Below are 1772 nucleotides of genomic sequence, written 5' to 3'. Positions count from 1 at the left end.
CGGTGGCGTGGACGGCTCCGTAGGCTTTCTGCACGACGATGTCCTGGAAGAGCAGGGCATAGCGCCCGATCTTGACGGCCTCGTCGAGCTTGGCGTGTACGTCCACAGGGGCCGTTCCCTGGTCGTCCGCGCGCCGGGCGTAGCGCGTCAGATCCGAGCAGATGCGGCTGGTGCGTTTGACCGCGTCGATGATGTCCCGGGCATGTTGCCGGACGACCGCCGGGTCGGTTTGCTCCATCAGGTCTTCCGCGAGCCCCAGGATGAGGTAGAGCGGGTTATTGATGTCGTGGGCGATGCCCGCGGCAAAGGAGCCGATGGCCGCCAGCTTGTCGGTGTGCGACACCTCGGCCTGGAGCTGCGACTCGTGCTGCATCAGGTGCCAGAGCAGCTTGGAGGCGGCCCCGGTCAGTGTTTCCGTTCCCGGTGATTTGTGTTGGGCGATGATCCGCGGCAGGGCCGGGTCGCCGGTGACATCGATGATCAAGTTGATGCCGTGGTTGCCGATGAAGTCCGTCACATGCTGGCTGACGGGAATGTTCAGATCGAGCGCTCGGCGCAGCCCCGGCGCGTTCGGGTTCTTGTCGGCCACGCCGCAGATCTGCACCCCCGGGAGCTGACTCAACACTTCCAAGAGCCGCGAGCCGCCCTTTCCCGCGCCGAGGATGGCAACCTTCATCTGCTCGTAGTTCGGGCTACCCATGATACCCCCTGTGACCGGCCGGCGTGGTTAAGCCCGGAACATTCCCACACCATGCGAGGAGCGGGGTGCTCCTCGCAGGAGGGGAATCCGACAAGGGAGTGCCACGTTACAAAGAGGCGACTTCGCGCTGCTCCATCGCGCGAGCCACGGCGGCTTTGAGCTTCTCGCCTTCTACCGGTTTCACGAGATAGTCCACGATCCCGCCGTCGCGCAGGAACGTCGCGGCCATCTCGGTGTCCGGGAATCCGGTCAGGACGATGATGGGGACGCGCTTGTAGTTCTTCCGGAAGTAGGCGATGGCCTCCACGCCGTTGATCTTCGGCATGCGGATGTCGCAGACCAGGACATCGAGCATCAGGCGGTTTTCGCCTGTGTTGATGATTTCAATGGCCTTCTCGCCGTTCTCGGCTTCGAGCACGTCGTAGCCGGCCTTTTGCAAGGTCATCCGGACGACCTTTCTGATATCCGGCTCATCATCCACGACCAACACGCGACCATTCCCGGTTGACGCTCCGAACAACGCATCCGATCGTTTCTCCGTCATGGCTCCCCTCCTTGTGTGAGTGACGTTCATGGCATCCTGCCGCTGATCTTCATCATGCCCCGCTCGTGAAACCCGAGGCTTCAAGACCAGTTCCTTGAGCAACATCAGTGCCGAGTCCAGTTCAGCGCGACGGGCCTGAAATCCGCGGGAATGATAGAGTGCGCTGAGATAAGCCTGCCGTCGCATGGTTGAAATCCACCAATCGGAGATGAGATGCACCACCAGCTCAACATGGGTCGACTCGTCTCTCGTTCGATAAATAAACGGGTCACCAGAGTTTGGTAACCATCCAATAGGTCGCGAGTCCGATCAACATGGCGGCCATCGGTAGTGTGTAGATCATGAACATCATCGTCGTATCCTTTCTGATCCGATTCCGACTACGTGCGTCGGTACCGCAAGCTTCGTACCAGAGTAGAGCCGGCAACAATAAAATGGGTTCATTCCCTAAGAATGGTTGAAGTCTCAACGACATAGAAATTTTCTGCGACCAATGGCCCGGCTCCGAGGGGTCCAAAGGATTCTAGA

Annotated in this window: 2 protein-coding genes; both read right to left on the bottom strand. The window is 60.0% G+C overall.

Translation table 11 applies throughout. The annotated features are described in order from the left end of the window. A partial coding sequence (locus ACOSYY_RS03765; RefSeq protein WP_421660932.1) for a histidine kinase dimerization/phospho-acceptor domain-containing protein occupies positions 1–700 on the bottom strand: 700 nt, incomplete at its 3' end. Between the two features lie 106 nt (positions 701–806). Then, the gene (locus ACOSYY_RS03760) at positions 807–1430 is read right to left on the bottom strand and encodes a response regulator (RefSeq protein WP_421660931.1); all 624 of its coding nucleotides are present in this window, start codon (positions 1428–1430) and stop codon (positions 807–809) included. Between the last annotated feature and the right edge of the window lie 342 nt (positions 1431–1772).

The sequence above is a fragment of the Nitrospira sp. BLG_2 genome (genome assembly GCF_049222245.1).
Note: the sequence above shows the minus strand (reverse complement) of the source record. Positions and strands in the feature narration are given on the sequence as shown.